This is a genomic window from Nonomuraea sp. NPDC046570, assembly GCF_040645915.1.
Classification (GTDB): Bacteria; Actinomycetota; Actinomycetes; order Streptosporangiales; family Streptosporangiaceae; genus Nonomuraea.
In genome coordinates this window covers 1-26,979 of the sequence record NZ_JBEYZF010000041.1, presented here as the reverse complement: position 1 = coordinate 26,979, position 26,979 = coordinate 1, and the positions used below count along the sequence as shown (strand labels likewise).

The 26,979-nt window shown below is 69.0% G+C and carries 27 protein-coding genes and 1 pseudogene; 19 read left to right on the top strand and 9 right to left on the bottom strand.

Annotated elements, in window-relative coordinates:
• Nucleotides 1-8: 8 nt before the first annotated feature.
• Complete coding sequence (locus tag ABZ911_RS37370) at nucleotides 9-2,447, bottom strand: cellulase family glycosylhydrolase (protein ID WP_358067362.1); 2,439 nt, start codon at nucleotides 2,445-2,447, stop codon at nucleotides 9-11.
• A gap of 341 nt (nucleotides 2,448-2,788) precedes the next feature.
• On the opposite strand from ABZ911_RS37370, the gene ABZ911_RS37365 reads away from it, so the two are divergent.
• From ABZ911_RS37365 to ABZ911_RS37350, 4 genes are all read left to right on the top strand, one after another.
• On the top strand, nucleotides 2,789-4,066 hold the full coding sequence (locus ABZ911_RS37365) for a sensor histidine kinase (protein ID WP_358067359.1): 1,278 nt from the start codon (nucleotides 2,789-2,791) through the stop codon (nucleotides 4,064-4,066).
• 5 nt (nucleotides 4,067-4,071) lie between these two features.
• Nucleotides 4,072-4,734: a response regulator transcription factor gene (locus ABZ911_RS37360; RefSeq protein ID WP_358067427.1), complete on the top strand. Its 663-nt coding sequence runs from the start codon at nucleotides 4,072-4,074 to the stop codon at nucleotides 4,732-4,734.
• A 184-nt stretch (nucleotides 4,735-4,918) separates the two neighbouring features.
• Nucleotides 4,919-5,701, top strand: a complete 783-nt coding sequence (locus ABZ911_RS37355; RefSeq protein ID WP_358067356.1) for an alpha/beta hydrolase — start codon at nucleotides 4,919-4,921, stop codon at nucleotides 5,699-5,701.
• On the top strand, nucleotides 5,694-6,821 hold the full coding sequence (locus tag ABZ911_RS37350; RefSeq protein ID WP_358067353.1) for an acyltransferase: 1,128 nt from the start codon (nucleotides 5,694-5,696) through the stop codon (nucleotides 6,819-6,821). The genes ABZ911_RS37355 and ABZ911_RS37350 overlap by 8 nt, the downstream gene beginning before the upstream one ends.
• Nucleotides 6,822-6,883: 62 nt before the next feature.
• Here ABZ911_RS37350 and ABZ911_RS37345 read toward each other — a convergent pair whose 3' ends face one another.
• Entirely contained in the window at nucleotides 6,884-7,486 is a 603-nt protein-coding gene (locus ABZ911_RS37345) for an RICIN domain-containing protein (RefSeq protein ID WP_358067350.1), read from the bottom strand.
• A 167-nt stretch (nucleotides 7,487-7,653) separates the two neighbouring features.
• On the bottom strand, nucleotides 7,654-8,529 hold the full coding sequence (locus ABZ911_RS37340; protein ID WP_358067347.1) for a phosphotransferase: 876 nt from the start codon (nucleotides 8,527-8,529) through the stop codon (nucleotides 7,654-7,656).
• Nucleotides 8,530-8,954: 425 nt separating this feature from the next.
• On the opposite strand from ABZ911_RS37340, the gene ABZ911_RS37335 reads away from it, so the two are divergent.
• Nucleotides 8,955-9,176 (top strand): hypothetical protein, encoded by a 222-nt coding sequence (locus tag ABZ911_RS37335; RefSeq protein ID WP_358067344.1) that lies wholly within the window; start codon nucleotides 8,955-8,957, stop codon nucleotides 9,174-9,176.
• Between the two features lie 315 nt (nucleotides 9,177-9,491).
• Here the strand turns inward: ABZ911_RS37335 and ABZ911_RS37330 are convergent, their stop codons facing one another.
• Nucleotides 9,492-9,707 (bottom strand): hypothetical protein, encoded by a 216-nt coding sequence (locus ABZ911_RS37330; RefSeq protein WP_358067341.1) that lies wholly within the window; start codon nucleotides 9,705-9,707, stop codon nucleotides 9,492-9,494.
• 150 nt (nucleotides 9,708-9,857) lie between these two features.
• Between ABZ911_RS37330 and ABZ911_RS37325 the strand changes: the two genes are divergently transcribed.
• Nucleotides 9,858-10,061 carry a hypothetical protein gene (locus ABZ911_RS37325; RefSeq protein ID WP_358067338.1) on the top strand — a complete coding sequence of 68 codons (204 nt, stop codon included), beginning with the start codon at nucleotides 9,858-9,860 and terminating at the stop codon, nucleotides 10,059-10,061.
• 503 nt (nucleotides 10,062-10,564) lie between these two features.
• Here ABZ911_RS37325 and ABZ911_RS37320 read toward each other — a convergent pair.
• Nucleotides 10,565-11,035 (bottom strand): SRPBCC domain-containing protein, encoded by a 471-nt coding sequence (locus tag ABZ911_RS37320; RefSeq protein WP_358067335.1) that lies wholly within the window; start codon nucleotides 11,033-11,035, stop codon nucleotides 10,565-10,567.
• On the bottom strand, nucleotides 11,035-11,313 hold the full coding sequence (locus tag ABZ911_RS37315) for a helix-turn-helix domain-containing protein (RefSeq protein WP_358067333.1): 279 nt from the start codon (nucleotides 11,311-11,313) through the stop codon (nucleotides 11,035-11,037). The genes ABZ911_RS37320 and ABZ911_RS37315 overlap by 1 nt, the downstream gene beginning before the upstream one ends.
• Nucleotides 11,314-11,713: 400 nt before the next feature.
• Here ABZ911_RS37315 and ABZ911_RS37310 point away from each other — a divergent pair, with 400 nt between their 5' ends.
• From ABZ911_RS37310 to ABZ911_RS37285, 6 genes are all read left to right on the top strand, one after another.
• Nucleotides 11,714-13,417, top strand: a complete 1,704-nt coding sequence (locus ABZ911_RS37310) for an ABC transporter substrate-binding protein (protein WP_358067330.1) — start codon at nucleotides 11,714-11,716, stop codon at nucleotides 13,415-13,417.
• The gene (locus ABZ911_RS37305; RefSeq protein ID WP_358067327.1) at nucleotides 13,404-14,333 is read left to right on the top strand and encodes an ABC transporter permease; all 930 of its coding nucleotides are present in this window, start codon (nucleotides 13,404-13,406) and stop codon (nucleotides 14,331-14,333) included. The genes ABZ911_RS37310 and ABZ911_RS37305 overlap by 14 nt, the downstream gene beginning before the upstream one ends.
• Nucleotides 14,330-15,316, top strand: coding sequence for an ABC transporter permease (locus ABZ911_RS37300; RefSeq protein ID WP_358067324.1), 987 nt, complete (start codon nucleotides 14,330-14,332; stop codon nucleotides 15,314-15,316). The genes ABZ911_RS37305 and ABZ911_RS37300 overlap by 4 nt, the downstream gene beginning before the upstream one ends.
• On the top strand, nucleotides 15,309-16,343 hold the full coding sequence (locus ABZ911_RS37295) for an ABC transporter ATP-binding protein (protein WP_358067321.1): 1,035 nt from the start codon (nucleotides 15,309-15,311) through the stop codon (nucleotides 16,341-16,343). Before ABZ911_RS37300 ends, ABZ911_RS37295 begins: the two co-directional genes overlap by 8 nt.
• The gene (locus tag ABZ911_RS37290) at nucleotides 16,340-17,128 is read left to right on the top strand and encodes an ATP-binding cassette domain-containing protein (protein ID WP_358067318.1); all 789 of its coding nucleotides are present in this window, start codon (nucleotides 16,340-16,342) and stop codon (nucleotides 17,126-17,128) included. Before ABZ911_RS37295 ends, ABZ911_RS37290 begins: the two co-directional genes overlap by 4 nt.
• A gap of 121 nt (nucleotides 17,129-17,249) precedes the next feature.
• Nucleotides 17,250-18,098 carry an alpha/beta fold hydrolase gene (locus tag ABZ911_RS37285; RefSeq protein WP_358067315.1) on the top strand — a complete coding sequence of 283 codons (849 nt, stop codon included), beginning with the start codon at nucleotides 17,250-17,252 and terminating at the stop codon, nucleotides 18,096-18,098.
• Here the strand turns inward: ABZ911_RS37285 and ABZ911_RS37280 are convergent.
• Both ABZ911_RS37280 and ABZ911_RS37275 read right to left on the bottom strand, forming a co-directional pair.
• Nucleotides 18,085-19,047, bottom strand: coding sequence for a LysR family transcriptional regulator (locus ABZ911_RS37280; protein WP_358067312.1), 963 nt, complete (start codon nucleotides 19,045-19,047; stop codon nucleotides 18,085-18,087). The genes ABZ911_RS37285 and ABZ911_RS37280 overlap by 14 nt on opposite strands.
• 487 nt (nucleotides 19,048-19,534) lie before the next feature.
• Nucleotides 19,535-22,423 carry a BTAD domain-containing putative transcriptional regulator gene (locus ABZ911_RS37275; protein ID WP_358067309.1) on the bottom strand — a complete coding sequence of 963 codons (2,889 nt, stop codon included), beginning with the start codon at nucleotides 22,421-22,423 and terminating at the stop codon, nucleotides 19,535-19,537.
• Between the two features lie 212 nt (nucleotides 22,424-22,635).
• On the opposite strand from ABZ911_RS37275, the gene ABZ911_RS37270 reads away from it, so the two are divergent.
• The 7 genes and pseudogenes from ABZ911_RS37270 (at nucleotide 22,636) to ABZ911_RS37240 (ending at nucleotide 26,683) form a co-directional block, all read left to right on the top strand.
• A complete protein-coding gene (locus ABZ911_RS37270) occupies nucleotides 22,636-22,944 on the top strand; it encodes a hypothetical protein (protein WP_358067306.1) in 309 nt (102 codons plus the stop codon).
• Between the two features lie 7 nt (nucleotides 22,945-22,951).
• Complete coding sequence (locus ABZ911_RS37265) at nucleotides 22,952-23,170, top strand: hypothetical protein (protein WP_358067303.1); 219 nt, start codon at nucleotides 22,952-22,954, stop codon at nucleotides 23,168-23,170.
• A gap of 563 nt (nucleotides 23,171-23,733) precedes the next feature.
• Nucleotides 23,734-24,471, top strand: a complete 738-nt coding sequence (locus ABZ911_RS37260; RefSeq protein ID WP_358067424.1) for a VOC family protein — start codon at nucleotides 23,734-23,736, stop codon at nucleotides 24,469-24,471.
• A gap of 94 nt (nucleotides 24,472-24,565) precedes the next feature.
• On the top strand, nucleotides 24,566-24,802 hold the full coding sequence (locus tag ABZ911_RS37255; RefSeq protein WP_358067421.1) for an integrase core domain-containing protein: 237 nt from the start codon (nucleotides 24,566-24,568) through the stop codon (nucleotides 24,800-24,802).
• Nucleotides 24,803-24,904: 102 nt separating this feature from the next.
• Nucleotides 24,905-25,083 (top strand): annotated as a pseudogene (locus tag ABZ911_RS37250) (site-specific integrase); the annotation flags it as partial.
• Nucleotides 25,084-25,218: 135 nt separating this feature from the next.
• On the top strand, nucleotides 25,219-25,737 hold the full coding sequence (locus ABZ911_RS37245; RefSeq protein WP_358067300.1) for a hypothetical protein: 519 nt from the start codon (nucleotides 25,219-25,221) through the stop codon (nucleotides 25,735-25,737).
• A 517-nt stretch (nucleotides 25,738-26,254) separates the two neighbouring features.
• Entirely contained in the window at nucleotides 26,255-26,683 is a 429-nt protein-coding gene (locus tag ABZ911_RS37240) for a hypothetical protein (RefSeq protein ID WP_358067298.1), read from the top strand.
• 22 nt (nucleotides 26,684-26,705) lie between these two features.
• Here ABZ911_RS37240 and ABZ911_RS37235 read toward each other — a convergent pair.
• Nucleotides 26,706-26,979 (bottom strand): hypothetical protein (locus tag ABZ911_RS37235; RefSeq protein WP_358067295.1); only part of this gene is annotated, 274 nt, incomplete at its 5' end.

Genomic DNA, 26,979 nt, shown 5'->3' with positions numbered 1-26,979 from the left:
CCACTGTCCTAGCGGCGTGCGGTCAGGGTGTAGGCGCCTCGGGTGCAGCCGGTGATGCGCCAGCCGCCCGGTGCCTGCCGGGCGGTGACGCCCGTGAGTCCGGTGCTACGGACGACCGGCCGGGCGCTGCCGGGGAACCAGACGTCGAGGCCGCACCCGCTGCCTTCGCCCTGGGCCGTGAGGCTCGCCTGGTCCGAGGTGAGGCCGGTCAGGCGGCCGGGGGCGGAGCGGGGGTAGGGGCGCGAGAGCTCGGCAAGGTATTCGGGGGGCGGGGGGAGGTCCTTCCCGGTGGCACAGTCCTCGATCATGAGGTTGCCGCCGGTCTTGGACTCGGCTCCGGCGTGGGCATCGCCGCAGGACTGCTTCCAGACCCAGAATGCGCCGCCGATGCGGTGCCGATCCTCTTGGTCGGTGTATTTCGCGATCGGGGCCGAGGTGGGGTCGCCGAACCAACCCCACTCTCCCGACCAGAGCCCGGCGCCGTAGTACTCCGCCGCCCGGCTCGCCAGGTCGAAGCCGCGCTCGATGCTCGTGATGGTGAGGCCGGTGCCCTGGTCGATGGTGATCGACTCGTTGTAGAGGTGGGGAGCGAAGACGAGCAGCCGGTCGTCGGTGAAGTCCTTGGGCACCGAGACCTCGAAGCCGAGACCCGACCAGAGCACGGACGGCTCGAAGAAGACCAGGTGTGGGAAGCCGCGCTTCTCGCCCGCCCTGATGGCCTTGATCGCTCGGTCGTAGTAGCGGCCGAGCAGGACGCCGGAGGTGATCGGCGGGGCCTCCCCGAAGCCTGGCTCGTTCAGCAGGTCGTATCCGGCGACCATCGGCTCGTTCGCGAACCGCTCCGCCAGCATGCCCCAGGCGGCGACCAGGCGGGTCTGGATGCCATCCCTGTCCTGGTAGAAGTTGGTGAAGGCGCGGGCGACGGCCGGCGAGATATCGCGTCCGGTGAACTCGCACTTGGGGGTGCCGTCGAAGCGGTCGGCCCAGGTGGGGGCGCCGTCCCAGCCGTGCATCGGGGAACCGTTCTTGCAGGTGGTGCCGGGGGCGGCGGCGACGCCCTTGCCCCAGGCGTCCTGGTGCATGTCGATGACCGTGCGCAGGCCGTGCTTGGCCGCGGTCTCGACGGCCCAGGAGATCCTGGCGAGGTAGGCCGGGTCGTAGTGGCCGGGCTGGGGTTCCAGGGCTGACCAGGACAGGGCGAGGCGGATGACGTTGAAGCCCATCTGCTCCATACCGGCGAAATCGGCCTCGGTGAGCGGTCGCGTCACCGCCTTGTCCGGAAATTTCTGGAAGTAGTCTTCGAGCTGGTTGACGTTCACGCCGCGCAGCAGCACCTCGTTGCCGTCGGCGTCGATGATCCTGCGGTCGGCTGAGAGCGCCAGGCCCTTGGTGCGTGGTGGCTGCGCAGCGGTGGTGCCGGGCTGCAGGAGCGGTACGGCGAGCGCCGCCGCGGCCACGACAACCGCCATCCGTATCGGCGCAGAAAAGGCGACGCCCTTACGCGCCGGGAGAAGGGCGGTTCTTTGCGCCGGGAGGAGGGCCGGGAGGAGGGCGACGAGGGCTGCCGTTGCGAGGGCGAGGAGGGCGCCGAGGGAGAGCGCGGGGGCGAGGCGGAGCATGATCGCCGGTGCCCAGAACGTGTCGCCGCCCGCCAGGTCGCCGGGGAGCCCGACGGCCACCTCGACCAGGCCCAGCGTCGCGGCCGCTCCCAGCGCGGAGATCCCGGCCACGACGGCCCGCGGCGAGGTGGTGGCACTGAGCCAGCGGTTCAGTGCCCAGGTCGTCACGCCCAGCAGGGTGACGGCGGCGAGGCAGCCCAGCGGTCCCGCCTCGGGCGCCGGGGCCAGCGGGGAGTCGCCGATGGCGTACCCGATGGGTGAGCCGCCCCACCACACCCCACCGACCGACGCACCCAAGACCATGGCCACCCCCGCCGCCACCCACCCCGGCCCCGAAGCCCGCGGGAAGAACGCCCCCGAGGCCGCAGCGGGTCCAGCACCCGACCCTGGGGAGGCCGAGCTCGAAGGGGGTGGGGTGGGGCGGCGGCGTAGGAGCTGGGTGAGCCAGGCGGCTGCCAGGACCGGCAGGCCGAAGACCGCCGCCTTGACGCCGGTGAAGCCGGTCGACCACGCCAGGTAGACCACATCACCGAAGGCCATCACCAGCGACATCACCAGCTTCGCCGCCATCGCCGACCACACCACCGCACCCCACACCAGCAGTGCCGTACGCAGCGGGGCACGCCCGCGAGCGACCACCCACGCCAGCACCCCCACCCCCGCCAGCAGCAGCGGTACGTAGACGGCCAGCGCGGCCACCTGCCAGAGCCCGGCGACGGGTAACAGGTCGGCGCCCGTCCAGGTGTACGGCGCGGCCAGCCCCGACGGGTCGAACACCGCCCCCAGCACGATGACGGCGGCCAGCACCACGACAGCGATCGGCGACAACCAGCGGTTCCTCATAGTGTCGGCGACCATACATGAGCATTGTTCACAAATGAAGAGCCAGATCCACAACAGCCCGGAAGATCAGCCGAACCTGTGGGGCTCAAGAACTCGAATCACTTGCAGCGCATAGGCCTTCGTCTCGGGGGGGTAGGGCTGAGGCGATCCTTTTGTGATCTTGTCCACGGTGTACGCCGTCACCCCTGCTGTCTTTGCCCGCACTTCTGCTACGCGGAGATGTCTCCAAGGAGGCGGAACTGCTGGTGCTTCGACGTAAGTAGTCCTTGGGAGTGACCCTCTCAGGGGTGATGCGATGCAGGTCAGGCAGCTCGTAGGCTGGTCCGGTGATCTCGGCCGTCTTGAACGCCCTCTGGGACACGCTGGCCCGGGGCGACGCGGACCCGCCGACTCCCCGTTCCCCCCGCCTGCGCCGGCCCATGCCCCGGTGGGCGGGACCGCTGCCCTTCCGGACGATCGACGTGGTCCAGGTCGGGGACCTCGTCCTGGCCTATCTCTTCTTCGGCTCGACGCTCTCGGAGTTCCTCAACGCCAACGAGCTGCTCTGGGCCACCCGCTCGCTGGTGGGGGTGCCCGTCCTGTTGGTCTACGTGGCCGCTCTGGCCTGCTCCGTGCCGCTGGCCCTGCGCGACCGATGGCCGCTGGCGGCCTGGCGGACCGCCGCACTGTCCTACCCGTTCGCGATCTACGTCACGACGCGGCTCAACCCCGACGATCTGCCGTACTCCACCCCGGCGGCGATCACCTATCTGCTCGTGCTCTACGCCGTGGGCCTCCGCGCGAAACCCGCGGTCTCCCTGGTCGTGTGGTTCCTCACCGTCCTCACCCTGTGGGTGGGCAACCCCGACACGGGCGTGGTGATCGAGATGATCGTCGTGACCGTCGCACTCCTGTTCGGCTACAACGTGCGCGTACGGCGCAGCGCCACGGCCAAGCTGGTGGAGGAGGAGCGGCGCACCGAGCTCGCCGAGGGGGCGCAGGCCGTGCTCGCCGAGCGGACGCGCATCGCCCGTGAGCTGCACGACGTGGTCGCCCACCACATGTCGGTGATCGCGATCCAGGCCGAGGCCGTCCCGCTGGAGGCGCGGGGTGACCCCGAGCTGCTGGAGAAGGGCCTGGCGCAGATCCGCGGGCTGTCACTGGAGGCGATGGCGGAGCTGCGGCAGGTGCTGGGCGTCCTGCGTGATGAGGAGGGCCGTACCGACACCGCGCCGCAACCCGGCCTGGACCGGGTGGAGGAGCTGGTCGCGACCACCCGCGCGGCCGGGATCGCGGTCACGGTCAAGCGCTCGGGCCCGCTGGAGGGACTGCCCTCGGCGGTGGAGCTGGCGGTCTACCGGATCACCCAGGAGTCGCTGAGCAACGCGATGCGGCACGCGCCGGGCTCGGCCGTGGCGGTGGAGATCACGCGGACCGCCCAGGAGGTACGGCTGCGCGTCGTGAACGGGCCGGGCGGCGCGTCCCCGGGACCCACGGGGGCCGGGCACGGCCTGCTCGGCATGCGCGAACGCGCCACCCTGTTGGGCGGCACGCTGGAGGCGAGACCGCCGGCGGGCGGCGGGTTCGAGGTGCGGGCGGTCCTGCCCGTGCCGGACGAGGGATAGGTGCGATCGTGATCCGGGTGCTCATCGCGGACGATCAGGGGATGGTGCGGACCGGGTTCACGGTGTTCCTGAGCAGCCAGCCGGACATCGAGGTGATCGGGGAGGCGGCGAACGGACGGGAGGCCGTCGAGCGGGCGGCGCTGCTGAAGCCGGACGTGATCCTCATGGACGTGCGGATGCCGGAGATGGACGGCCTGCAAGCGACCCGCCAGATCCTGACTTCTGGCGATTTTTTACCAAAAATCTTGATCTTGACCACTTTCGATCTGGACGACTACGTCTACGAGGCGTTGCGGGCCGGGGCGAGCGGGTTCCTGCTCAAGGACGCCTCCGCCCTGCAGCTCGCCGAAGCCGTCCGGGTGGTCGCGGCGGGTGAGGCGTTGATCGCCCCGGCGATCACCAAGCGGCTGATCACCGAGTTCGCCCGGCTGGGCGGCCCCCGTGCGCCGACGGTGCGGCGGCTGGCCGAGCTGACCGAGCGGGAGACCGAGGTGCTGACGCTGATCGCGCAGGGCCTGTCCAACCAGGAGATCGCCACCCGCCTCATCGTCTCGGAGCAGACCGTCAAGACGCACGTGGGCCGGGTGCTGGGCAAACTCGACCTGCGCGACCGCGCCCAGGCGATCGTCTACGCCTACGAGACCGGACTGGTGCGGCCGGGTGAGTGAATCCCGCTGGCACCCCCGCGCGGCCGGTCCCACACCCGAGGGCGGCTTCGCGGTCACCGCCCCCCTGCCTGACCGCCGTACCCCCTGAGAGTGACGCGCGAAGACCACTCCATACGGCGACGCGGACGACCAGGCCTGATTCGTAGCTTCAGGTCCCTCATCTACAGAGGGACAGGAGGGTCCGATGATCAGGCAACTCATCGCGGCGGGCGTGGTGGTCCTGGGGGCGACGGGAGCGGCGCAGCCCCCGGCGGGCGAACGGCTCGTCAAGGTGTACGGCGATCTCGCCACTGCCGAGCGGGTGGCGATCATCGTGCCCGGCTCGGACACCACGGCCGCCACGTTCGAGAACAGCACCCGCCGTCCGGGCGGCGCCGCGCGGGCCCTGCTCGCCGAGGCCCGCCGCCTGGACCCCGGCGCCCGCGTGGCGGTGGTGGCGTGGCTGGGCTACGACAGCCCGGCCACGTGGAGCACCGACGTCCTGACCGAGGGCGCGGCCGACGACGGCGCGCGGGCCCTGCGGCAGGAGGTCACCGGCCTGCGCGCCCGCACGAGTGCCCCGATCAGCCTGCTGTGCCACAGCTACGGCTCGGTGGTCTGCGCGAAGGCCGCCCCCGGCCTGCCCCTCGCCGACGTGGCGCTCTTCGGCAGCCCCGGCACCACCCGGCCCACCGCCGCCGCCCTGACCTCCGGACCCGCCGACGCCTCCGGCGGCTCCTGCTCCTCCGGCGGTGAGGCGCCCCGGGTGTGGGCGGGGCGGGGGGACCGCGACTGGGTGTCGTACGTGCCCGATCTGAAGCTCGGCCCCTTCGGCTTCGGCGGCGACCCGATGGACCCGGCCTTCGGCGCCCGCCTCTTCGCCACCGGCCCCGGCGGGCACAGCGACTACTTCACCCCCGGCACCGCCTCCCTGCGCAACCTGGCCCTCATCACCCTCGGCAGGGCGGCGGAGGTGTCGCATGGCTGATCCGCTCGCGCGCGCCGGCCGCTGGGCCCGGCACGTGGAGAGGATCGAGCAGGCCACCCCGCCCGGCCGTGACCGGGCGCTGGACGCGTTGCGGGCGTTCGCGATCCTCGGCGTCGTCCTGGGCCACTGGCTGGGCGCGGCCTGGGAGCTGAACCCCCACCTGGTCATCACCAGCCCCCTGGTCCACCTACCCGGTCTCGGCGCCCTGTCCTGGATCTTCCAGGCGCTGGCCCTGTTCTTCTTCGTGGGCGGCCACGTCGCCGCCGGGAGCGCCCGCCGGCCGTACGGGAAGTGGGTGTCGGCGCGGATGCGCCGCCTGCTGCTGCCCGCCGTGCCGATGATCGTCCTCTGGGCGGTCCTCGCGACGCTGCTGTCGACGCTGGGCGGCCTGCCCTACCGCGAGCTGCGGGCCGTGGTCCTGCCCGCGGTGGCCCCGCTCTGGTTCCTGGCCGTGTTCGCGCTGCTGACCGCGTGCACCCCTCTCCTCCTGCGGGTACGGCCCGGCGTCGCCGTCGCCGCGATGGTGGCCACGGTGGCGGTCGTCGACGTGGCGCGCTTCGTCCTCGGCGCTCCCGAGCAGGTCGGTTGGCTGAACCTGCTCGCCGGGTGGCTGGTGCCGTACCTGCTGGGGATCCTGAGCGCGAACGGCGGGCTGCGGGCGCGCGGGACGGCCGCCTGGCTGCCGGCCGGCGGCGCGGCCGGGGCGGTGGCGCTGGTCGGCTGGTTCGGCTACCCGGCGAGCATGGTCGGCGTCACCGGTGAGCGGGTCTCCAACCTGAGCCCGCCCTCTCTGGCGGCGGTGAGCTTCGGCATCGCGCAGGTGGGGCTGGCCCTGCTGCTGCGCGAGCCGCTGGCCGCCCTGATGCGGCGGCCCCGGCTCTGGGCGGTGGTGGCGACGGCGAATCTGTCGGCGATGCGGGTCTTCGTGTGGCACATGACGGCGCTGGTGCTGACTGTGCTGGTCTTCGGGCTCTACCAGCGGCCCGACACCATGATGTGGGTGGCCGGAAGAGTGGCGTTGCTGCCGGTGTTCGGCTTGGTCCTGGCGGGCATCTTTGGTTTTATGACATGGTGTCGTCATCAGCTTGACGAGCGACATGGGTGCCGCTGGGGGCGCTGACCATTTCAGCGCCGCGCAGGAGCGCAGTACAGCGGGGTCTGGCTGGCTGCAGGTTCGCCTGGTCAGTACCAGAGCTGGTTGTAGTTGGTGCCGGAGGAGCAACTCCAGATCTGGATCTTGTTGCCGAGGGCCGTGCCGCCGGCGGTGTTGTCCAGGCACTTCCCGGTGGCGATGTTCACGAAACGGTAGTAGCTCTTGTCGTCGCCCGAGAACCTGAACTCCTGCCGCCACATTTGGCGCCTGTCGCCATAGTCGCAGGACATCTGGTTGATCGGCGTTCCGTTGGTGACGCCGGTTCCTTGCACGACCATGCACTTGCCGCTGTACTTGTTGCGTAGCAGCCGGGTGTTGCTCGACTGGCCCGTGACGCTGTCCAGATACCAGTACTGGCTCGCTCCTCCGTACCAGTCCCAAAGATGGACCTTCGCATAGTTCGCGGTGGAGGGACCCTCGACGTCTATCACCATCCGGTTCGACTCGCTGACAGCACCCGAAGCCCACCAGAAGGGCCCGGCAGTGGTAGCGGGGGCAGTGACATCGAGGGCCTTGGCATCGGGGACAGGGGTGTTGGGGACAGGGGTAGCAGCGGCAGGAGCGGGGATCAGGGTCAACGTCGGCAGAGCGACGCCAACGACAGCCGCGGTGAGAAATCTACGAAGCTTCATGGTTCTCCTTGATCGCCAATACAAGCCTGACAAGCCCCACGTCCTCGGGGTGATGGCCTGATGGGGGAACCGTATTCATGCCTGTATAGCGGCTGTATATTTCCTGCCCAGGCGAGCGCGCCCCCGTCTCTTCACGAGGCGGGGGCGCTCTTTTGTGCGCGCCTATCTCAGGCGAGGCGGTAGTCCACCCAGGCGCGGCCTGCGGATGCTGCTCGAAGCCGCTTCTCCCGCAGATGTGGCGGACCTACCTCGGCCATTCGAGCGGAGAACAGGAAACGGACGGAAGCCAGCGCGGTCACGGCATCGGGTGGCGCCGACTCCCATGCCGGAAACCGTGCCGCGAACTCCTCGGCCTGCTCAGGGGTGTGGCCGGCGTCTATCAGGCGAGGAACGAGTAGAGCGGCGTCAATCCAGGCGGCTCCCGTACAAGCCATGGACCAGTCGATGATTTGTGCCTGCCCACCGTTGACGAGCAGGTTGTCGGCGTGAAGGTCTGCCTGCAGCAGCGTCGGCCCGGTCAGCTCGCCCGGGTCCAGACGTTTGACGAGCGGCTGGTAGTGGGCGAGGCCGGCCGGTGACTCGGCGAGGAGTTCCTCGGCTGCTCGCAGCAGTCCGGCCGCCTTCGCCGTCACCGAGGGGGCGTTTGGGAGTGGGCACGGGATGGAGACGGCGGCCACTGCGTCCGCCACGGCGGCCAGGTCCGGCGAGCTGGGGGAGAGGTCGGCGGGGCTGCCTGGGGCGTGCTCGAACAACAGGGTGATCCATCCGCCGGTGTCGGCCGTCCAAAGCAGTCGCGGCGCCGGGATGGGCGCCGGGAGTACCTGGTTGATGGCGCGTTCGCGCAGCAGGTGAGGGGCGACGGGCGCGGCGGCGGGGGCCGCCTTCACGAAGAAGGCGGCCCCCTCGGTGGTGATGCTCGCTGCGACCCCGGACGTCAGGCCCACCTCAGCCGACCGGGCAGCGGTGACCGCGCCGACCTGAGCCTGGATCGCCTCGCGGGCAGGCTGGGGCAGGTCAGCCCACTGCCTTCTGAGGACTGTCATAGCACCCCGCGTGACACTGGTGCACTTCTGGCTACAGTCGGCGGCCTTCGGCCACAGCGCGGGGTCGACCCAGTACCCGGCGGCCTGCATGGCGTCGATCGTAGCCGCGAGGCTGCCGCCCGTCCCGGATTCGCCGGGGACGTCGTCGGGGGCGTGGTGGATTTTGGTGAAGCTCGGGCGAGCAGCCATCTACGCCCAGGTGCTGTGCACGGGCGCCTGCAACGTGGCTCAGGCAGGCGACTGCGGCCGGGCCGTGGAGTTGATCGGCGAAGCCTCACGCGCCGCTGGCAGGCTACCGGTCTCAGGCACTAGCCAGGTCATCACGCCCGCGCAGGTGAGGCTGTATGGGTGGGCGTCCACTGGGCGCTCGGTGATGCGGGTGCCGCGCTGCTACCGGCCGTGATCTGCGTGCTGACCAGTTCCCCATGCCGGAGCGGCGAGGACGCCTGCACACTGATCTGGCTCGGGCCTGGTGGCAGTGGGGCAAGCCGGAGCAGACGACCCTGGCACTGCTGGAGGCGTACCGGTACGCGCCCGGCGAGGTGAGGGACAGGCCCGCGATCCGAGCCATCGCCGCCGCTCTGGTCGAGCGGCATCAGCGGGTGATCGGCGTGAAGGCGCTGGCCGCCACAGTTGGCCGCCGCTGACGGTCGACCCGTAGCTCCGGTGGAGCGATGACTACGGGGCTACCGCCCGGGGAGTTTGATCACCTCGACCAGGTCCGCAAGATCAACATGTTGCTCCACCTCGCGGACGCTGGAGCAGTAGGCGATGCGGTACCGCGCTCAGCGGACGAAGCGGCTGATCCGCAGGCGGGGGTGGTGGTCGAGGACGTCTATGCGCCCAGGGGATCGGGCACATGGCTCGCGCCAGTGGATCCACCACTTGCCCCGATCTGTCCGGCATGGCAGTGCCCCGCCTCTCGGGAGGCAGGGCGCTGCGCGGGGTACAGGTAGGGCCTTCTACTCGGGACGGGCCACCGAGGTGCACGCGGCCACTATCCGGGGCCCTAGCAGGTCGAGCGGGGTCGCGGCAACGTCGACCTTATCGCCGCAGGTGCTGGCCTGGTTGAGGCCGAAGCCGGGTGGGCCGGCCTGGGCGACGGCCGGGGTGGTCGCGGCCAGCAGGCCCGCCGCGACCAGGGCTCCAAGGGTGAGTAGAGAGATGGGAGTGGGCATACGATCACCATTTCAGTTACTTAGTGCGGTTGATGAGTAACTGTCGGTAGATGCCCGGATTGTTCGCGCCGAAACGAGAGTCCGCCTGTCAGGCGCACACCGTGTTCATGGGCCGTGCCCCTCCTCGGAGGTGGGGGTGCATCTAGGCCATTGATCGACATTCAGGCGCTCGAAGGAACGGACGGCGACACCGGCAAGGCGATAGGCATGCCGGCTGTCGCGCGCATGACCGCCGAGCGGCTGGAGAGCGCGGGGATTGCGGTCAAAGCCCTGGTGCTGCCGCCCAACCTCTTTTCGGGCGCGACCACGGCGTACGGCTATGCACACGTCCCCCAACCAGGTGTGCTGGCCTGAACCCAGTCGGGGGTGTGCGCCCTGCGAGGGCGAGTACTCACATGCCGCTTGACCTGGATGGAGGAGTTTCGGCAGGCGCAGGGTTCGCCGAATGGCGGCCCCGCGACAGGCGTCCGCGCTCCTTGTCGACCAGGTGCGGGCAGAGTCGTCTCGGCGATAGGTGGATGCGCGGCGGCCTGTTCATGGCGATGCCTGCGCAGTGTCAGTAGTCCGGCGACGGTCACGGGCACGAGTGCGACATGGCACAACGCCAACGTGATCGCGCTGGTGTCGTCGAAGTCGGCGGGAATCGTCATGACAAGGATGGTCCCGAGCGCGATCGCCGGGGCGACGACCATCGCCGCGGGCACCCCGGCGGCGCCCAAGCCCATAGATGGCGAGATTGAGGAACAGTGCGGCCGCCGCAGTTGCGCCGACGGTGATGATGAGTCTGCCGTAACCGTTGTTCGGGGCCCGATCGTGCGGGTCCTCCGGTACGTTCACGTGGCTCTTCGTGCTTTCTGTCAAGGCCGCTGCTGCCCGCGGCGCAAGTATGCTTCGATCCGATCGAACGCTCCGACCCAGACCTCCTGCACGAAGAGGTCACGGATCTCGGGTGTCGGGAACCCGGTCTGCACCACTGTGAGGAGCGTTCCGTCGTCGTGCTCTTCAAACGTGACCTCGATCGTGGTCGTCATGGTCATGCCGTCCGGGCTGCTGCCGGTGGATTCGGTGACCAGGCGATGCGGACGGTCGATGACCGAGAAGGTCTGCGTCTCTCGGAACAGAGTGTCGCAATCCGGTCCCCACACCGCGGTCTGCCGGCCTCCGACGCGCAGGTCGACGTCGATCTCGACGACGCCGGGCTTGTCGTCGAGGATGCTGAACCAGATCTTCTGCTTCTCGGCGTCGGTATAGGCGTCGAAGACTTCTTCTGGACTCGCGGGCAGGACGCGGGTCATACGTAGCTGAACGGTCTCGCTGTTCTGGGTCATTAATCGATTTCCTTATTGAGAGTGAAGTAGGCATCGAGGCCATCGAGTCGACGTTCCCAGAGCCGTTGGTAGAACCTGATCCAGGACATGGCGTCCTCCAATCGTTCGGTTCCCAGACGACATTGCCGCGATCGCCCGACCTTCTCCGTGGCGACCAGCCCGGCATTCTCCAGGACGTGCACGTGCTTCTTCATGCCGGTGAGTGACATGCCGAACGGTTCGGCCAGCTCGCCGATCGAGGCAGGACCTTGGCCGAGCCGGAGGAGAGTATGGAGCATTTTGATCTCTATAACTGTTTCGTCCCGCGAATGTGAGTGTCGCGGGCATGACAATGGCCCGCATGTCGCTACGGGTGGGCGTGGTTCCAAGGCTGGGGCGGTGGGGACGACCCTCCTCTGTACAGGGCGTTGATGCGGGTGTTGTTGGCGGGGGAGATCGGCGTCATGGGGCGAACGCCAGGTCCCGCCCGCGGGTGTGCGCCGCGGTCTTCCAGTCACCGGGACCGCCGGGCTATCGTGGACGCCGCGCGCGCAGATCTTCGCGATCTGTAAGATTTTCTGAAATGTCCCCTGCAGAACTCCTCGATGGACGCGCGCTCTCGCCCGCCAACAGACTCCCTTCCTGAGATCCAAGCAGCGGACCCGACCGATCGGGACCGCCTCACAGGAAGCACGATCTATGGCGAATCGATCCCGGAGAGTGGTGCCCGCAGGGCTCGCGCTCGTCCTGGCCCTCGTGATGGCGGGCTGCAACGCGAACTCGCAGGCCACTGAGCCGACGAAGGACAAGAACACGACGGCGCTCGAGTCCGTGCCCCAGGGCGGGACCCTGCACTACCTCTCGCGGCGCGCGACCGAGTCCTTCGAGACCGCCAACGCGCAGATGGTGCCGACCAGCCGGCTGCGGTGGGTGCACCGCGGGCTGACGTCGTGGCGGACGCTCCCGGACAAGGACACGATCCTCGTGCCGGACCTCGCCACCGACACCGGTACGACGGACGACGGCGGCAAGACGTGGACCTTCACGCTGAAGGAGGGCCTGAAGTTCTCCGACGGCAGCCCGATCACCGCGCAGGACGTGAAGTACGGCATCGAGCGGTCGTTCGCGCCGATGTTCCAGGGTGGCCTTGGCTACCACAAGACGCTGCTGGTCGGCGGCACCGACTACGACGGCCCGTACGACGGCAAGAAGCTCGACTCCATCGAGGTCGTCGACGACCGCAAGATCGTCTTCCGCCTGACGCGTCCGTTCGGCAACTGGCCGTGGATCGTCAGCATGCCGGCCTTCGCGCCGGTGCCGGCTGCGGCCGACACCAAGCCGGAGACGTACGGCGAGCACCCGGTCGCCAGCGGCCCGTACCAGGTGACGAGCTTCCGCAAGGGCTCGCAGGCGGTGCTGGAGCGCAACCCGAACTGGAAGGCCGACACCGACCAGGTACGGTTCGCCGGCCCGGACAAGATCGTCCTCGACATGGGCCTGAACAACGACACGATCGTGCAGCGCCTCATCGACGACAAGGGCGAGGACGAGACCGCGATCAGCAACGCGCTCATCTCGCCGTCGCAGTTCCAGCGGATCGAGTCCGACCCGTCGATCTCCGCCCGCATGGCCAACAGCCCGTCGGGCTACTTCCGCTACCTCGCCATGAACGTCAAGCGCCCGGGCCTCTCCGACGTCCGCGTGCGGCAGGCGATCAACTACGCGATCAACAAGGCCGAGGTGCAGAGCGTGTACGGCGGCCCGAAGTTCGGCGGCCAGATCACCTCGACCATCATGACGCCCGGCATCCCCGGCTACACCAAGTACAACCTGTACGACGGCGGTGACACCGGCAACGTCGACAAGGCGAAGGAACTGCTCGCCGACGCCGGCGTCTCCGACCTGAAGCTCACGCTGACCTACCCGACCGACGTGAGCGCGATCGAGGAGAAGGAAGCCCAGAGCATCAAGAACTCGCTGGCGCGGGTCGGCATCAAGGTCGAGCTCAAGGGCCTCGACGGCGACAGCTGGTACGAGCTCGTCTCGTCCGCCGACGGCGACTACGACATGACGACGAACGGCTGGGGAGCGGACTTCCCGAGCGGCATGAGCACCATCCAGCCGCTGTTCGCGTCGAGCGAGATCGACAACGGCGGCGGCAACAACTCGAAGTTCTCCAACCCCGAGGTGGACGCCGCGATCGACGCCGCGATGGCGGAGCCGGACCTCGACAAGGCCGCCAAGATGTGGGCCGCGATCGACAAGCAGATCATGAAGGACGCCCCGGTCGTGCCGATCCTCGTGCAGCGCACGCAGGCCCTGGCCGGTTCGAAGATCCAGAACTACTTCATCCCCGCCTACCCGCCGTTCGCGAATGAGCTGGTCGTCGGTGTCGATCGCTGAGATCCAGCAGGCCGAGGGCCGGGGTACGTCGGTCCTCGGCCGCCTCCTCCGGAAGCGGTCCGGCGTCGCCGGCCTGGTCATGCTGGTCGTGCCGCTCGTCGCGGGGCTCTGCGCCCCGCTGCTCGTGTGGATCGAGGGACAGGACCCGAGCACCTTGCACACCGACCTGCTAGACCCGGACGGCGGCCGTCCGCTGGGCGCCTTCGGTGGCGTCAGCGCCGACCACTGGCTCGGCGTCGTCCCGGTGACGGGCGTCGACCTGTTCGCCCAGATCGTCTACGGCATCCGCTCGTCGCTGTTCATCGCGTTCGGGGCGAGCATCCTGTCGATCGCCTTCGCCGCCGTCCTCGGTACGGCGATCGGGTACTTCGGCGGCTGGCTCAACGCCGTCGCGGGGCGGGTGATCGACTTCATGTTCGGCTTCCCGGGCCTGATGTTCGTCATCGCGATCATGGCGATCGTGCCGCCGGAGATGCCGCGGGGCCTGGTCCTCGTGCTGGTACTGGCCTTCTTCGGCTGGACCGTCCCGGCCCGGATCATCGGCGCCCAGGCCGGCGCCATCAACGCCCGCGCCTTCGTCGAGGCGGCGCGCGCGACCGGGGCTCCGCCCTGGCAGATCATCCGCCGCGAGATGCTGCCGCACCTCTTCGGCCTGGTCGTCGTCCTGTTCGCGATGTCACTGCCCGGCAACGTCAGCGTCGTCGCGGGACTGTCGTTCCTCGGCGTCGGCCTGCGTGGCGACGTCCCCGACCTCGGCAAGCTGCTCTCGGACTCGCTGCCGTGGATCTACAGCGGCGCGGACGTCTGGTACATGCTCTTCCCGGGCGCCGTGGTGTTCCTGATCGTATTCGGCGCCACGCTCGCCGGTGACGCGCTCCGCGACGTCCTCGACGTGCGCACGGAGGATGCTGCATGATCGTCTACATTGCCCGCCGCATGGTCACCGCGGTGTTCATGCTCCTCGCGATCGCCTTTGTGACGATAGCCCTCTTCTTCGGGGCCTCGAAGGACCCGGCCCGCGCCATGTGCGGCAAGCCGTGCCCGCCCGAGACCCGGGCCAAGGTCAGCGCCTACATGCAGACCGACCAGAGCGCGGTGTGGCAGTACACCGAGTTCGTGAAGGGCCTCTTCGTCGGCCGTACGTACGGCGAGGGCGCCCAGCAGGTGCACTGCCAGGCACCCTGCTTCGGCTACTCATTCCCGAACCGCAGCGACGTCACGACGCTCATCGCCGAGCGGCTGCCCGTCACGTTGTCGCTCGCGCTCGGCGCGGCCGTCCTGTGCCTCGTCGTGGGCATCGGTTTCGGCGCGTTGTCGGCGATACGCAAGGGCGGGATCGTCGACCGGTTCTCGACCGGCTTCGCGATGTTCGGGCTGTCGGTGCCGACCTTCCTCGTCGGCCTGCTCGTCGTCCAGGTCTTCGGCTTCATGCTCAACGCGCTGCCGTACTCCGGCTTCGTGTCGTTCTCGGAGTCACCGACGGACTGGGCCTGGCACCTGATCGGCCCGTGGATGGTGCTGTCGTTCATCCTCGCCGCCGGCTACATCCGGGTCACCCGCACCCAGCTCCTCAACGAGCTCTCGGCCGACCACCTCGTCGCGATGACCGCGCGCGGCGCGTCGACCCGGCAGGTGAACCGGCACGCCGTCCGCGGCGTGATGGTGCCGGTCGTGGCGATGTTCGCGCTCGACGTCACCGCGCTCCTGGGCGGGTCGGTGATCGCGGAGAAGGTGTTCAGCCTGCACGGGCTCGGCGACCTGCTGCTGTCCGGCGTGAACGAGTCCGACCTGAGCATCGTCGTCGGGGTGACGCTCTTCTCCGCCTTCCTCATCATCATCGGCAACCTGATCGCCGACCTGCTGATGCCGCTTCTCGATCCGAGGATCCGCCGTGCCTGACCCCGTACTCCAGGTCGAGGACCTGTGCGTCTCGTTCACCAGCGGCGGCGTCACCGCCGATGTCGTCCGGGACCTCTCCGTGAGGCTGGACGGCGGCCGCACGCTCGCCGTGGTCGGCGAGTCGGGGTCGGGCAAGACGATCACCGGCCGGGCGATCATGCGGCTGCTGCCGCGCGGGGCGAGCGCCCGGGGCCGGATCGTCGTCGCCGGCCGGGAGATGCTCTCCGCCGACGAGCGCGAGCTGCGCCGGGCCCGCGGCTCCGACGTGGCCATGGTGTTCCAGGACTCGATGTCCGCGCTCAGCCCGTACCTCGACATCGGCGCGCACATCGCCCAGGCGGTCCGCCTGCACGACCCGTCGGTCACCCGCCGCGCTGCGCGGGCCCGTGCGGTCGAGATGCTCGACCGGGTCGGCATCCCCGAGCCCGCGGACGCCGTACGCCGCTTCCCGCACGAGTTCTCCGGCGGCATGCGGCAACGCGCGGTGATCGCGATGGCCCTGGTGAACCGGCCGGCGCTCCTCATCGCCGACGAGCCGACCACCGCGCTCGACGTGACGGTGCAGGCGCAGATCCTGGCCCTGCTCCGCGAGCTCCAGCAGGAGTACGGCATGGCGATGCTCCTGATCAGCCACGACTTCGGGGTGGTGGGAAGAGTGGCGGACGACGTCCTCGTGCTGTACGCCGGCCGCCAGGCCGAGTACGGCAGCCTCCGCGACATCTTCGAGCAGCCCGCCCACCCGTACACCGCCGGTCTCCGCGCGGCCACGCCGCGGCTGGACGCCCGACTCGACACTGGAGGGGAGCGGACCCGGCTCCGCGCCATCCCCGGCGCGCCCACGTCGCTGCGCGACGCCGGACCGGGTTGCGCCTTCGCGCCGCGCTGCGGCCTCGCGGACCAGGTCGGCGAGCGCTGTGTCGTCGAGGCACCGCTGCCCACCGTCCGCCCGACCAGCGAGGTCGGCGGCCTGCACCTTGCGGCCTGCCACCTCGATCGTCTCCCCGCACTGCAGGAGGTCACCCGGTGAGCGAGCCGATCCTGGAGATGACCGACGTCAGCAAGCGCTACCGCACCGCCGGTGGCTTCGGCCGCCGGCGCAAGGGCTTCCTCGCCGTCGACGGCGTCTCGCTCCACGTCGAGCGGGGCGAGGCGCTCGGCCTGGTCGGCGAGTCCGGCTCGGGCAAGTCCACGCTGGCGCGGATGGCCAACGGCCTGGTGGTGCCGACGTCCGGCACCGTCCGTACGGACGGGCAGGACGTCGCCTGCCTCAGTCGGCGAGGACTGCGGCGGCTGCGGCGCAACGTCGCCATGGTCTTCCAGGACCCGTTGGCGTCGCTGAACCCGCTGCAGACCGTGCGGCAGACGCTGGAGAACGTCTTCCGTGCGCACGGCGAGACGACGTCGACCGCCGAGCTGGTCGCGCTACTGGAGTCGGTCGGCCTCGGCGCCGACTACCTGGGGCGCTACCCGCACGAGGCGTCCGGCGGGCAGCTCCAGCGCGTCGCCGTGGCGCGCGCGCTCGCCCTCAAGCCGGACCTGATCATCGCGGACGAGCCGACCTCGGCGCTCGACGTGTCGGTGCGTGCCCAGATCCTCAACCTGCTGGCCGACCTGCAGCGCGACCAGGGGATCTCGTTCCTCCACGTCAGCCACGACCTGGCGGTGATCCGGCTCTACAGCGACCGCGTCGCCGTCATGCAGCGCGGCCGCATCGTCGAGACCGGCCCGTCCGACGAGATCTTCCGCTCCCCGCAGCACCCCTGCACGCGCGCGCTGGTCGAGGCGACACCGGAGGCGGAGCTGCCAGCCTGACCTGCGGGAGCGTTGCGCGACGCCGACCAGGCGTGCCATGATCATGATCATGACTCACCGAACGACCACCCCGTCGTGAGCCGGCCGGAGGCCGGCGCGACAGAGTACTGAATGAGGACACGTGGGAACCGACCTGTTCGTCCGAGAGTACGGGCGTGACGCAGCAGATGCGCCCGCCATTCTCATCCTGCACGGCGCCGTGGAGTCCGGCGCGTGCTACGGCGACGCCGTCGACCGCTGGTGCGGCGACTACCACATCGTGGCGCCGGACGCACGGGGCCATGGGAAGTCGCCCAGCCGCCTGCCCGAGCACGAGGGCGTTCCGTCCACCGACGTGATGGTGCAGGACGCGATCGACATCCTCAAGGACATGCTCGATGAGACCGGGCGCAAGACGCTCGTCGTCGGGCACTCCATGGGCGCGCGGATCGCCGCCTTCGTCGCCGCCGACGCCCCGCACCTCGTGGCCGGCGTCGTGCTCGAGGACCCGCCGTGGTGGGTGCCGGAGGCCGGTCCCAACCCGTGGCTCAGCGTCGAGCAGACCGTCAAGGACCCCTTCGACTACGCCGACACGGCGTCGGTCGAGGAGCTCATGGACATGCAGCGCGAGCTCAAGCCCCACTGGGCGGAGCAGGAGCTGCGCCCGCTCGCCGAGGCGATGAAGGCCGTCGACATCGACTACATGGAGCAGCGGGTCCACGAGAAGCGCCGGATCTGGACGCCGACCGCGCGGCAGATCACGGTCGGCCCGGCCGGCGTACCGGCGCTGCTCGTCACCGGCACCGGCGACGTCATCGTCGACAAGCACTCCCGTGAGCGCCTCACGGCCGTCGCGCCCGGCTTCGACGTCGTCGTGATCGAGGGCGCCCACCACTGCGTGCGCCGCGACAAGCCGGACGAGTACCACCGGCACGTCGACGCCTTCCTCCGCGAGTACGCGCCGTCGGCCGGAGCCGTCACTCGACACTGAAGGTATCGGACCGCGCGAGCGGGCCGTAGACCTCCGAGTCCGGCTCGGCGACAGCGGCCCGCATCGCCTCCAGCCCCGCGCGTACGACGGGGTGGCCCTGGTTGTCGCGCCGCGTCGTCATGATCACCTTGCGCAGCGGCGCGATGCCGCGCGTCGGCAGGATCGTCACCCAGTCGGCGTCGCGGGCGGAGAGCGCGGACTCCGGCACCAGGCAGATCCCCGCCTCGGCGGCGACCAGCGCCAGCGCGGCGCGGTAGTCGTCCGAGACGTGGCTGATCGGCGGGTGGAAGCCGAGCTCGGCGCACGCCTGCAGCACCATCGTGCGGCATGGGTTACCGGGCGAGGGCATGATCCAGCCCTCCTCGGTGAGCTGGGTGAGCCCGATGCCCTCCTCGCCGGCCAGCGGGTGCGCGTGGGGGAGGACGGCCTTGAACCGCTCGATGTAGAGCGGGAACTTCACGATGTCGGGGGAGTCGCGCTCGGGGTCGGACTCGTACTCCAGGCTGACGGTCACGTCGATGTCGCCGCGCATCAGCATCCGGTGGCTCATGTGCGCCTCCGCGTCGACGACCGTGACGTCGACGCCCGGCGCCTGGCGGCGCAGCTCGACGATGGCGGGTGCCACCAACCAGCTGATCGCCGTGGGGAAGGCGCCGATCCGGAGTTGCCCGAGGACACCGCCCGCGTGTGCGGCCAGGTCGGCCTCGGCGATCTTCAGCCGGGAGCTGATCTCCTCGGCGTGCCCGGCGAGGATGCGCCCGGCCGGCGTGAGCGCCAGCTTGCGCCCCGTGCGTACGACGAGCGCGTGGCCGACCTCGCGCTCGAGCGCCGCGAGCTGCTGCGACACCGCGGACGGCGTCAGGTGCAGCGCCGCCGCGGTCGCGGTGACCGAGTCGGACAGCACGAAGGCACGGAGGACGAGGAGACGTCGGGGGTCGATCGTGGGCACGCGGGCTCCGTCGCGAGTCGGCCGGGCGTCCGTCGCGGTGGGGGCATCCGCGAGGCAGGACCGGGGGACCCCGATGCTAGCGGGCGCTTCCGGACGCGGGTGCTCCGGCATGGGGTGTCCTGCCGCCCGCGAGTGTTCTCCGGGGAAGTCGGTGCGAGTCCGAATAAGCGGCAGGAGAGATATCGTATCTTCCCTGCTTTAGCTCAGAAGAAGCAGGTTGTCCTTATTGGATGCTATTTGAGCCCCGAGCCCCTCCGCGACTGGGCCACCCTCCGCTGACCGGGCCTGCTCCGCCCATGGCTCACGGCACGCGGCCGAGCATCCCAGTTTCTTCTGCGACCCCGGTCAAGACGAGAGGTCCAGCGTCCAGCGCACCGAACGATCATAACGTCGTTGAGCCTCTCCACCATGCGTCATCATGGGGCCGCCCAGGGGACAGAACGGTCTGTCCGATGTCGATGAGCCGACATTCCGGAGATGCTGGTTCTCAAATGAGGTGGCGACACCGGCGGCGGCGGGAAGCGTCGGCTGCGGTGAGCTCGGCGAGGTTGCTGAGGGTGTCGAGAGCCGCAAGCCATTCATCGAGTATGTCGCCGATTCGGTGACCGAGCTCCCGGTAGATACGCCGCGCCTCACGCCACTGAGTCCGGGCGGCGGCCGGATCCTCGTGGGCGAGGGCTGAGGCGAGACTGTCGTGAGCGGAGGCCCTCCGCAGAGGATCGCCGATCTCTTCGGCGAGTCGCAGTTGGTGCTCAGCGTGTCGACGAGCCGTGACCCGATCTCCCGCACGTAATGCGATTTCGGCCAGGTTGTGATGGGCATAGCACGCTTGCTGCGCGTCGTCGACGGTGTCGGCGAACGTGAGCGCCCGCTGGAGCGCGTCGGCCGCTGCTGGATACTGCTCCGAGTCGATCAGAGCGCAGCCCAGGTTGATGTAGGCCGCGACGGCGTACTGAGGACTCTGCCCGTATTCCGGAATGGACAGGGCGGTCCGCAGGTGGCGCAGGCCGGCCTCGAGATCGCCCTCGTTGATGGCGAGCCCACCCAGATTCGCGTTGAACGCGGCGACCATGCGCATGTTGCCGGCCTCCGCCGCCAGCTCGATCGCCCTTCCATAGTGTTCGCGTGCCGCGGCGTACCTGCCCATCTGCTTGTGGACCACTCCCAGGGCGTTCTGCATGTGCGCCATGGCCTCAGGCTGGCCGCTTCGCTCGGCCGACAGCAGGCCTGTCCGCAGCACCGACAGCCACTCCGGCCAGCGTCGCCGGATGATGAAGTAGGCGAGCAGATCGGCGGTCAACTGCCACGCGCGGCGATGCCAGCCGTGTGCGCCGGTGATAGTGACGACACCGACCAGGTTCTCGAGCTCCTGGTCGTGCCAGTCCAGCGCGGACGCCCTGTCGGTGAAACGCAGGCGCTCACGCGGGGGATAGATCACATCCCGGTCGCCCGTCAGTCGGCGAGGTTGCAACAACGGGTAGGCGTCGAAGACGGTCTCGGCGTAAAAGTCGACCAGGCGCCGAGCCGCCACCGCTCGGTCGGCCTCCGGCTCGTCTTCCTCGAAGGTGCCGACAGCATAGCTGCGCAGCAGGTCGTGCATCGTGTACCGGCCGGGACGATGTTCACTGATCAGGTGGCCGATGCACAGCTCTTCGAGCCGGGGGCGCACCTCGGCGAACGTGACACCGAGCAGGGCGGCCGCTGCGACAGGCGCGAAATCCTGCCCGGGCAACAGGCTCAGCAGCCGGAACAGGCGTTGCGTCACGGGAGGAAGGGCCTGGTACGAGAGACGGAACGCGGTGCTGACGGCGCCGTCCAGGTCGCCGTGTTCGTCGAGCACGGTCAGTGTGTCGCCGCTCGTCAACTGCCGGGCGTAGTCGGCGACCGTCAGGTGTCGCTGGCCGGTCAGCTGCGCCGCGGCCAATCGCAGTGCCAGCGGCAGGTACGCGCACCGCAGGGCCACCTGCCTGGTGGCGACGTCACTGTCCTCGTCCTTTCCTCTACGCAGGCCTTCTCCGGCCAGGGCGACTCTTTCGGCCAGCGCGACGCGGAGCAGATCACTGGCCTCGTCCTCGGTGAGCGGGCCGAGCGGGAGCATGCGGGCACCTTCGCGGACCACCAGTGCGCGTAACCGGTTGCGGCTGGTCACCAGGACGGCGCAGTCCGCCGAGCCGGGCAGCAGCGGCCGTACCTGGTCGGCGCTGCGGGCGTTGTCCAGCACGATCAGAACACGGCGTTGGGAAAGCAGCGATCGGAACAGGGCTGCGGCCTCGTCCACGTCCTCGGGAACGGCGCTGGGCTCCACTCCCAACGAGGACAGGAAGCGCCGCAGGATGTCGCAGGGCTCCAGCGGAGCCCGATCCTGATCGAATCCCCGCATGTTCACATAGAGTTGCCCGTCTGAAAACCGTTTGCGGTGACGATGGGCCCAGCGGACGGCCAGCGCGGTCTTCCCGACTCCAGGGGTGCCCACGATCAGCACCACAGGTGGTGTGTCCCGTACGTCAGCCAAAAGATCCAGTTCGGCGAGCTCACGATCACGGCCGGTGAACCCCCACGCGTCCAGGGGCAACTGGGCCGGCGTGGTGTCGACAGACGGCGCGGAGATTGTCACGGCTCTGGGAGCGAGGTCAAGTGCCGGATCAGCGTGGAGAATGGCGTTCTCCAGCGCCGAGAACCGGGTGCTGGGATCGAGTCCTTGCTCCTCGACCAGCCGGGTGCGCAGGCGCCTGGCCGTCAGCAGCGCTTCGGCCTGCATGCCGGCCCGATATTGGGCGAGCATCAGATGGCAGACCATGCGCTCTCGCAACGGGTGTTCCTCGACGAGTTTGCCCAGTTCCGGGAGCAAGGCGTCGTGGTGACCGAGCGTGAGCTCGGCCTCGGCCAGCGACTCATGCGCGCTCAGCCGGTACTCGTGCAGTGCCTGCCGTGCCGACTGCGCGTACGCCGCCCTGATGTCGGCCAGGGCGTAACCGCGCCACAGCCCGAGTGCCGCCCGCAACCTCCGGACGGATTCCTCGAGTTCGTTGCGTTTCCGAAGGTCCCGCGCCGCCTCGACGTGGCGCCCGAACGCTTCGGCGTCCAGTTCGTCGTCGCCCAGAGCAAGCAGGTATCCACCGGGTCTGGTGGCGATGACATCGTCCAGCCCCTGCTCCCGCATGGCTCGCCGCAGTTCGGACAACGCCACGTGTATTTGGGAACGCGCGGAACTCGGCTCGGCGCCACCCCAGATCGCCTCGATGAGCTGGCCAGGCGCTATCACCTGGTTGGGGTGGAGCAACAGGTAAGCGAGCAGCGCCCGATGTCTGGGCCGGGCGATTGATGCCGGTCCGTCATCCGTTGCCACCTCGACCGGACCGAGAATGCCGAACCGCAACGCCTGCCCTCCGCAGCGTCAGCAAGATCTTGATCTTTGATAAGTGTATCGGTAGCCGATCACAAGCCGCTGTATAAAGTGCCCAGTTTATTCTTCGGGCAGGCAAACCTAAACCCCGTTGAACAGGCCGAAAGCTCTTTATTGGAGCATGTTCGGCCAATCTATGTGGGTTTGGGGCGGACCCGGACGGGGCCGCCCGTGAGAGGAGAGTCATGGGTTCGAAGGTGAAACGGGTGCTACAGGCGGCCGCGGTCGGCGCGGTCATGGCGGGCGCCATGGTCCTGCCCACGACGGCCGCGCACGCCGCGCCCAGCAACTGCAGTAGCGCCCCCTATGGCAATGGCTGGTGGGCATTCTGCGGCAAGGGCGATGGCCAGTACCAGGTGTGGGCCAGATGCTACAAGCTCGGTACGAGCAATTACACGATCAGGTGGGGCCCCTGGCGGTCGCCCGGTGGCCAGCCGTCCATCGTCGCCTGCCAGAGCACCGAAGAGGTGGGCGGGGGCGGCGTCTTCCCGTAGTCCGAGCGTGATCGGCATGTCGCTCCGGCCGGAGCGACATGCCGATCACGTAGGCGGCGACGGGGTGCGGCGCGTGCCGGGCCGCGCTCTGTCGTCAACTCCACCCGATGGCTGGAAGATCACCGGCCTCGATGAGGCTGAGATCGCCAAGCTGCCCGAGACCGCCTGGCAGGCCGCCGTCCGACAGGACGGCAAGATGCATGAACACGCGCAGGCTCCGAGCTGACGCACCTGGAGGAGCGCAAGGGGCCTGGTCAGCGCGATGAACAGCGCGGCCGTCGCTTCCAGGAGTCCCGCCCGTTCGAGACCGCCACCGGCCACGGGCTCACAGCCCACGGCCCGCACCAACTCGCGTACGCGCGCGAGGGCCGTCTCGTCGTCCCCGCAGACCGGCACGGCCAGTGGTCGCCCGTCGAAGACGGGCGACCACACCGCGCGCCAGTTCTGAGACGGCGGCGGGGCTCAGGGCCGCTCACCGCAGGCAGCGCCCGCCGTACCAAGCCGCACCCGCCTGTTGAGCGTCAGGAGGACGACAGTGGTCGGCGTCAAGTTCTGTCAGTAGCTCACCGTAGTACTATGCCGCCCTCGTCGACGGCGGTCTGGTCAATGGCGCTCTGCAGGGAATGATGAGCGCCGAAGGGGCCTGGCAGGCAGTGACGACCGACTACGGTAAGGCCTTCCTGGCGTTCGTGCGCGACCCGCGGTAAGTCCGTCCTCGTGGGCGCCGTCGTGTTGCTTGTCGTATGCGTGATTCATCTGGTTCATCCGTTGGGCATAGGGTTTGGCGGCATGGCGCTGCAACTTCTTCAGGTGAATTTCAAGGCTCGGGATGACTCGGCGCTGGGCCGGTTCTGGGCGGAGGCGCTCGGTTGGGGTGTTTCCAGCGAGGGATCCGGTGCGACCAGCGTTCAACCCGTGGGTTTCGTCTGGCAGGACCCCGTCGGCGTATGCGTCGATGTCATCGCCGTCCCGGACCCCGAAACGGTGAAAGACCGCGCGCACCTCGATCTCGCCACTACCTCTGCGGCCCATCAGGCGGAGTTGGTCGCGCGCCTGAAGGAGCTCGGTGCGACGCCCGCCGATGTGGGCCAGGGCGATGTGCCGTGGACGGTTCTGGCCGACCCGGAGGGCAACGTGTTCTGCGTGCTGGAGCCTCGGGAGATCTACCGGGATACCGGACCGATCGCCGCGGTGGTGGTCGACTGCGCTGACCCGCGGGCCATGGCCCTGTTCTGGGGCGAGGCGATGGACTGGACCCTGCACGAGGTAAGCGACGATCACGCGCGGCTGCGCTCCGCCAAGGGTGTCGGGCCATATCTGGAGTTCCTCCGCACGCCCGACGTGAAGACCGTGTGGAACCGCGTCCATCTCGACCTGCTGCCGTACCGCGGCGACGATCAAGTGGAGGAGGTGGCCCGGCTGCAGGCCCTCGGCGCGACGCTCGCCGACGTCGGCCAGGGCGACGTCCCGTGGAAGGTTCTGGCCGACCCGGAGGGCAACGAGTTCTGCGTCCTCGCTCCGGCCTGACGCGGAGCCTCCCCCCGCCTTCCTCATTCGTGACCGGGACGCCAAGTTCACCGCCGCCTTTGACGAGATCTTCGCCGGCGAGGGCGTCACGGTGATGAAGACGCCGCCGCGAACGCCACGAGCCAACTGCTACGCCGAACGCTGGGTGCGCACCGTCCGAGCTGAATGCACGGACCGGATGCTGATCTACGATGATCGGCACCTTCGATCGGTCCTCGGGGAGTATGTCGAGCACTACAACGGTCATCGACCGCACCAGTCCCGCCGACAACGCCCACTGATCAAGATGAGCGGGTTGTCGTGCCGATGGAAGGCCGGATCGAGCGTCTAAGAGTCCTCAAACGGAACGATCAACGAGTACTGTCGAGCCGCCTAGCTCACCCGAAGAACACCAGCTCAGACCGTGTGTACGAGTTTTGAATCGGTACAGGGCAGGCCGTACGACCTGCGCCACGCTGCGGTGTCGCGCTGACTCAACGCGGGCGTGCACGCACCGGAAGCGGCGAGCGTGCCGGACACGGTGTGGACGTCCTGCTCCGGGTCTACGCCAAGTGCATCGACGGACAACGCGAGGTCGCCAATGGGCGCATCCTCAAGGCTCTAGCCGCGTGATCGACCAGCTTCCGAGGACCCCGGTAATCCCGGGTCCTTTGTCGTTCACCCTTTGGAACCTGCGTCCAAAGCTCCGCGCCGACCTGCGGAAACGCGCCAGCGCCATTCCGTGTATGTTCCGCCGCGACGGGTGGCATGCTCGATGAGCTGCTGAGGCTGGCCGAGGTGGCCACCGCCGGTGAGCGGACCCCGGCGGTACGGCTGGAGAGGTTGATCAGGGCGCACGTGGCCATCCAGGCGACCAATCCGCGCACGGCGTTGGTGGTGGACGGCGAGCTGCGCTTCGTGCCCGCGGAACATCGCTCTGCCATAGTGAGCAAGCGGGACGCCTACGAGCGCTACTGGACAGAGACCCTGGCGGCAGGGGTCGAGACCGGCGATTTCGCGGTCGTCGAACCGTCGATCACGCGGCTGTCCCTGCTGGAGATGGGCAACGGAGTCGCGCACTGGTACCAGCCGGACGGTCCGCTCGATCTCGGCCGGATCCTGGACGTCTTCGTGCGCCTGGGTTTCAATCTGGTCGGCCACCCTGGGCCGGTACGCGGGGCCGACTCGGACCTGTCCCCGCGCCGGCTCGACTGCGAGCCGGACGACCGCGTGCGTCCGGGCGAGACGACGGAGCCCACCCAGGTGGCCACCAACGCCGGAACGTGACAGCCATCCCGCTGGCTGTACCGCTTCAGAATTCATCGCGTGATGCTTGATCTGCGGTTTTGGCCTCCAGCCGTCGTGCGGGCAAGATCGCGGTCGGTGTCGGTTCGTCTGCTGTATCTGAGCCTGATTCGGGTGTTCGGCTGGCTGGTGCTGCTGGGACGTGGACAGGCGTCCAAGGATGTCGAGGTCATGGTGCTCCGGCATGAGGTGGCCGTGTTGAAGCGTCAGTCGCCCGGCCGAAGCCGGACTGGGCCGATCGGGCGGTCCTGTCGGCGTTGGCCCATTCCTGCCGACGGTGATGCGAGCTCATCGGCTGGTCACCGCGGGCACCCTGTTGGCCTGGCGTCGCCGTTTGATCAAACGCGCGTGGACCTATCCTCACCGTCCTGGCCGTCCCGGAACGAGTAAGGGGCTCCGGGACCTGGTCCTGCGTCTGGCACGCGAGAATCCGAGGTGGGGGTATCGCCGGGTACACGGTGAGCCGGCTCGGCTCGGCTTGCAGGTCAGCGAAGCGACGGTGCGACGGATCCTGCGCTCGCGCCGAGACAGGCCGGCTCCCCGAAGCCTCGATACCTCTTGGCGGACGTTTCTACGTCTGCAGGCCAAAGGGTTGTTGGCCTGCGACTTCTTCCACGTCGACGCGGTCTTCTTGGAGCGCCTGTACGTGTTGTTCGTGATGGAGGTGGCGACGCGGCGCGTCCACGTCCTGGGCGTGACCGCCAACCCCACCGGCGCGTGGACGACCCAGCACGCTCGTAATCTGCTCATGGATCTCGGGCGGAGGGCCGGCTCGTTTCGGTTCCTCATTCGTGACCGGGATGCCAGGTTCACCGCCGCCTTCGACGAGATCTTCGCCGGCGAGGGCGTCACGGTGACGCACCGACCGGATCTTGGTCTACAACGACCGCCATCTCCGCCGGGTCCTGCAGGCATACCAGTGGCATGACAACCGGCACCGTCCCCATCGCTCACGAGACCGTCAACCACCTCAACCACCACATGCCCCGGCTACACCCGTCGATCTCGATCAAATCCGCCTGCAACGCCGACAGGTACTCGACGGCCTGATCAACCAGTACCAGCGGGCCGCATAGACGGGGCGGATAGCCGCAGACCAGAGACCACATCCGGGTTCTCGCACCCCACAAGGTCTTGCCCTGCGCGCCGCGCGCCTGGCCGCGCGCCTGGTCCACGCCCAGGAGACCGAGCGCCGTAGGATCGAGCGGAACATCCACGACGGCG